Origin of the sequence: Hydrogenophaga sp., from assembly GCF_041633695.1 — a bacterium.
Classification (GTDB): Bacteria; Pseudomonadota; Gammaproteobacteria; order Burkholderiales; family Burkholderiaceae_C; genus Hydrogenophaga.
Window position 1 is genome coordinate 1 of sequence record NZ_JBFJMY010000302.1, and the last position, 5,231, is coordinate 5,231.

Sequence of the window (5,231 nt, forward strand, 5' to 3'; positions counted from 1 at the left end):
ACAGCGAACGCCGCCTGCGCGTCCAGGCGTGCAGCAACGCGGCTCGCGTATTGGCACAGAACGTGCGTCATCCATCTACAAGGATGGGGCTAAAGGCGGCTTCATCTGGCGATGGCGCTCGCGCGCCACCCACTGCATTCAACTGGACAACGGCGTCCATTTCCGAACCCCTTTGACGGGTGGCGCGGGAATGGGCGCCTTTTTTTTGGAGTTGCCGATCGAAAAGTACTGCTTGCTGTGGACAGTCCCACAACCCTGAAAGGCCGGACGGCCAACCCATGCAGTGGCTCGGTGGCCAGCGGCATGCCGCCCCATACAGGCCCTTGGATCACAACAACTTGAGCGCAGAGTCGCCTCAACCACACCCTTTGAAGGAAGCATCATGGCCTATCTAGTGCCTTCGGAATTCGTCACCAAGATGGTGGACGCCGGTGAAGCCAAAATTTTCATGTCGACCCGAGACACGATCATCCGCGCCTTCATGGCCGGTGCCATCCTGGCCCTGGCGGCGGCCTTTGCGGTCACCATCAACGTGCAAACCGGCCAGCCGCTCGCAGGCGCGATCCTGTTCCCCGTGGGTTTCTGCATTCTTTATCTGCTGGGTTTTGACCTGCTCACCGGCGTCATGACGCTGTGCCCGCTCGCGCTGATCGACAAGCGACCAGGCGTCACGGTCAACGGCGTGCTGCGCAATTGGGGTCTGGTGTTCATCGGCAACTTCGCCGGCGCTTTTTTGGTGGCGGTGATGATGGCCATCATCTTCACCTTCGGCTTTGACAACGAACCCAATGCCGTGGGTAAAGCCATTGGCCACATCGGCGAAGGGCGCACCGTGGGCTACTCCGAGCACGGCGCCGCTGGCATGCTGACGCTGTTCATCCGCGGCGTGCTGTGCAACTGGATGGTCTCCACCGGCGTGGTGGGTGCCATGGTATCCACCAATGTGTCGGGCAAGGTGATCGCCATGTGGATGCCCATCATGTTGTTCTTCTACATGGGCTTCGAACACTCCATCGTCAACATGTTCCTGTTCCCATCGGGCCTGATGCTGGGCGGCAACTTCTCGATCTACGACTACCTGATCTGGAACGAGATCCCGACCGTGTTGGGCAATCTGGTGGGCGGCCTGGCCTTCGTCGGACTCACGCTGTACTCTACCCACGTGCGTACCGCACCCAAGCGCAACGCCGTCTAAACCACCCAACCCCAAGCGGGTCCCGCCGTTGTTCGCGGTGGGACCCGCTTTTGCACGCACATGGTCAGTAGCTTGAAGATCGCGGTCGGCCAACACACCGACAAGGGCCGCAAGGCCATCAACCAGGATTTTCAGGGCGCCCACATCCCCGAAGGGCCGGCTTTGCTGTCCAAGGGCGTGGCGGTCGCGCTGGCCGATGGCATCAGCAGCAGCGAAGTCAGCCAGATCGCCAGCGCAGCGGCTGTGCAGGGCTTTCTGGCGGACTACTACTGCACCTCCGAGGCCTGGAGCGTGAAGCGCTCGGCGCAACGTGTGCTGGCGGCCACCAATTCCTGGTTGCACGCGCAAACGCAGCAAAGCCAATACCGGTACGACAAAGACCGGGGTTATGTCTGCACCATCAGCGTGGTGGTCATCAAGTCCAGCACGGCCCACCTCTTCCACGTCGGGGACACCCGCATCTACCGCTTGCACGCGCATGCGCTGGAGCAACTGACCGAAGACCACCGGGTTCGGGTCTCGTCCGAACAAAGTTACCTGGGCCGCGCCCTGGGCATCCACCCCCATCTGGAAATCGACTACCAGTCGCAGCCGGTCGAACCCGGCGACACCTTCTTGCTGATGACCGACGGCGTCTACGAACACCTGGAAACCGCCTTCGCGGTGCGCGCCATCCAGGAGCACCCGACCGATCTCGACCAGGCCGCCCGCCTCATCGTCGAACACGCCTACGAGCGCGGCAGCACCGACAACCTGAGCATCCAGATCGTGCGGGTGGACGAGCTGCCGGGCCAGGACCTCAGCGAATTCGGCCAACAACTGAGCGGGCTGGCCGTGCCCAGCATCCTGGAAGCCCGAATGGACTTCGATGGTTACCGGATCGTGCGTGAACTGTACGGCAGCAGCCGCAGCCACATCTACCTGGCGGTGGACAGTGAAACCGATCAAAAGGTGGTCATCAAAACGCCCTCGATCGACTTGCAGGCCGACCCCGCCTACCTGGAGCGCCTGCAAATGGAGGAGTGGGTGGCGCGCCGCGTCAACAGCGCGCACGTGCTCAAGGCCTTCGTGCCGCAACGCAAGCGCCACCACTTGTACGTGGCCATGGAGTACGTCGAGGGCCAGACGCTGGCCCAATGGATGATCGACCACCCCAGGCCCGACCTGGAGACGGTGCGGGGCATCGTCGAACAAATCGCCAAAGGCCTGCAGGCGTTCCACCGCATGGAAATGCTGCACCAGGATGTGCGACCGGCCAACATCATGATCGACAGCACCGGCACGGTGAAAATCATCGACTTCGGCTCGGCGCAGGTCGCGGGCCTCAAAGAGATGGCCTCACCCGCCGAGCGCGACCCCATCCTCGGCACGGCGCAGTACACCGCGCCCGAATACTTCCTCGGGGACAGCGGCACGCCGCGCTCGGACCTGTTCTCGCTGGGCGTTATCGCTTATCAGATGTTCACGGGGCGCCTGCCCTATGGCGTTGCCGTTTCGCAAACCCGCAGCCTGGCCGATCAAAAGCGGCTGCTCTACCGCTCGGTGCTGGACGAGGAACGGGCACTGCCGGTGTGGATCGATGGCGTGCTCAGAAAGGCGTTGCACCCCGACCCGTCCAAGCGCTACGAGGAGGTGTCGGAGTTCGCGTACGACCTGCGCCACCCGAACCGCGAATTCTTGAACCGCAACCGCCCGGCCCTGATAGAACGCAACCCCCTCGCGTTCTGGAAAGCCGTGTCGCTGGCGCTGGCCCTGTGCGTGCTGTTGTTGCTCGGCCTGTTGGCGCTGGCGCGGTCGTCCGCCTGAATGCGCACCTGCGCTGGCCCAAGAAAGCTCCAGCCTGCAGGACCTTGTCCTGCGCCGCTGCATGCCCTGGGCCCAAGGCAACGAAGCCGACCTGTAGAAAGAACCCGCACGCTTGGCCGCGCGGGCGCCGACATCAACGGCCGTTGATGCCCAGCAGCTCCACTTCAAACACCAGGGTAGCGTTGGGTGGGATCACGCCACCCGCGCCGCGCTCGCCGTAGGCAATGGCGCTGGGGCAGGTGAGCTTTGCCTTGCCACCGACTTTCATGCGTTGCACGCCTTCGGTCCAGCACGGGATCACACCGTTGAGCGGGAATTCAATCGGTGTGCCGCGCGAATACGAGCTGTCGAACTCTTTGCCGCTGGGGAACGTGCCCTTGTAGTGCACCTTCACCTTGTCGGCTGCGGTCGGTTTGGCGCCACTGCCTTCGTTCACGGCCAGGTACACCAAGCCGGTGGAAGTCACCACCGCACCGGCTTCTTTCGCGGCAGCTGCCAGCGTGGCGTCCTGGGCCACGGCGGGCAAGCTCAAAAAACCGGCGGCGCAACAGAGAAAAGTCGAGGCGATACGTTTCATATTCAAAGCCTGGGTTGGAACAAAAAAAGGGGGCCAAAGGGCCGCTGCGGCATTGTGCATCAAGCCCGCTCGGCCAGCAGATCGTGATCGGTGGCCTCGGCCCGCCCCACATGGGCTTGCGCCATGGCCCAGACTTCGCGCGCGGGCAATACCTTCAAGCGGTGATCGCTCCAGACCTGGCGCCACTTGCGCGCACCGTGCAAGCCGTGCCGCAGACCCAGCATGTGGCTGGCAATGGAATACCAGGGCGCACCGTCGTCGGCTGCCGCGCGCTCCATGTAGTCCACCATGGCCAGCTCCACCGCTTCCCGGTTGAGCGATTCGTCAGGTGCCGCTTCGCCGTAGAACAAACTGTCCCACTGGGTCATCAGCCAGGGGTTGTGGTAAGCCTCGCGACCGATCATCACGCCATCGAGGTGCGCCAGATGGCCGGCAATTTGCTCGTGGGTGGTGATGCCGCCGTTGACACCGATCACCAGCTCCGGAAAGTCCTGCTTGAGTCGGTACACCAGCTCGTAGCGCAACGGTGGAATTTCGCGGTTCTCTTTCGGTGAAAGCCCTTGCAGCCAGGCGTTACGGGCATGCACCAGAAAGACCTTGCAGCCCGCCTCGCTCACCGTGCCGACAAAATCGCGCACAAATTCGTAGCTTTCGATCTTGTCGATACCGATGCGGTGCTTCACCGTCACCGGAATGTCCACCACGTCCAGCATGGCCTTGACGCCGTCGGCCACCAGGCCCGCCTCCCCCATCAGGCAGGCACCAAACGCACCTTTCAGCACGCGCTCGCTGGGGCAGCCGCAGTTGATGTTGATCTCGTCATAACCCCGTGCTTCGCCCAGCTTCGCGCAAGTGGCCAGATCGGCCGGATCGCTGCCGCCCAGCTGCAGCGCCACCGGGTGCTCTGCTTCGTTGAAGCGCAGGTGCTGGGCTGCGTTGCCATGGATGAGTGCACCGGTGGTGAGCATCTCGGTGTAGAGCAGCGTGCGCCGTGTCAGCAAACGGTGGAAAAAACGGCAATGGCGATCGGTCCAGCCCATCATGGGGGCGACGGACAAGCGCCAGAAGGAAGCATCGGGGATAACGGCAGACATGGCGCAATTATCCCGTGGTGCGGCCAAGCGCGTTCGGGCGCGGTTCGGCACCGCTTCGATACCCCGGGTATTTCACCGGTCCACCGTGCGTTGTATTCCACCCCATTTCGCGCTGTGCGTCGTTCGTGACAAGCGGCGCCATGGCGCTCCGTTAACATCCCCGGCGTCTCAGCCGTGCCAGCCACCCCCCTGGCAAACAGCCAACGGCGTCATGAGCCGGCACGGTTTCTGCGTTCCCGATCGCGGAAATTGTCGGTGAATCGCGGCCATTCTTGGCCCATTCACCGAGACCGTTTTGGCTAGAGTTGCGTCTTTTCGCAACGCCACCCTGCGTTTCACCATCCTCCAACCATCTCCTCAAAGAAACACCTTCATGTCCCAACCTCTGTTCAAACGCTTTGGCCTGCTGGCCGCCACGGCCATCACCGCCGTTACCCTGATCGCCTGTGGCGGTGGCGGCAGCGCTGCCCCGGTCAAAGTGGTCGCTCTGTCCGACCTGAAGCTGGACGTCAACCCCGCCAACAAGCAGCTTGCGTTCGAATTGTTGACCGCAGCCACC

6 protein-coding genes are annotated in these 5,231 nt (G+C 62.8%); 4 read left to right on the forward strand and 2 right to left on the reverse strand.

All coding sequences use genetic code 11. From position 1 onward, the window contains the following. The 3 genes from ABYB95_RS16485 to ABYB95_RS16495 all read left to right on the forward strand — a co-directional run. On the forward strand, positions 1-259 hold a 259-nt coding region (locus tag ABYB95_RS16485), incomplete at its 5' end, for a hypothetical protein (RefSeq protein WP_372659643.1). Positions 260-382: 123 nt separating this feature from the next. Next, positions 383-1,195, forward strand: a complete 813-nt coding sequence (locus ABYB95_RS16490) for a formate/nitrite transporter family protein (RefSeq protein WP_372659644.1) — start codon at positions 383-385, stop codon at positions 1,193-1,195. Positions 1,196-1,255: 60 nt separating this feature from the next. Beyond that, complete coding sequence (locus tag ABYB95_RS16495) at positions 1,256-3,001, forward strand: protein kinase (RefSeq protein WP_372659645.1); 1,746 nt, start codon at positions 1,256-1,258, stop codon at positions 2,999-3,001. 133 nt (positions 3,002-3,134) lie between these two features. Here the strand turns inward: ABYB95_RS16495 and ABYB95_RS16500 are convergent, their stop codons facing one another. Next, complete coding sequence (locus tag ABYB95_RS16500; RefSeq protein ID WP_372659646.1) at positions 3,135-3,578, reverse strand: FKBP-type peptidyl-prolyl cis-trans isomerase; 444 nt, start codon at positions 3,576-3,578, stop codon at positions 3,135-3,137. A 59-nt stretch (positions 3,579-3,637) separates the two neighbouring features. After that, complete coding sequence (gene dusA / locus ABYB95_RS16505) at positions 3,638-4,672, reverse strand: tRNA dihydrouridine(20/20a) synthase DusA (RefSeq protein ID WP_372659647.1); 1,035 nt, start codon at positions 4,670-4,672, stop codon at positions 3,638-3,640. 373 nt (positions 4,673-5,045) lie between these two features. Here dusA and ABYB95_RS16510 point away from each other — a divergent pair. Then, positions 5,046-5,231: hypothetical protein (locus ABYB95_RS16510; RefSeq protein WP_372659648.1), on the forward strand; the 186-nt coding region annotated here is incomplete at its 3' end.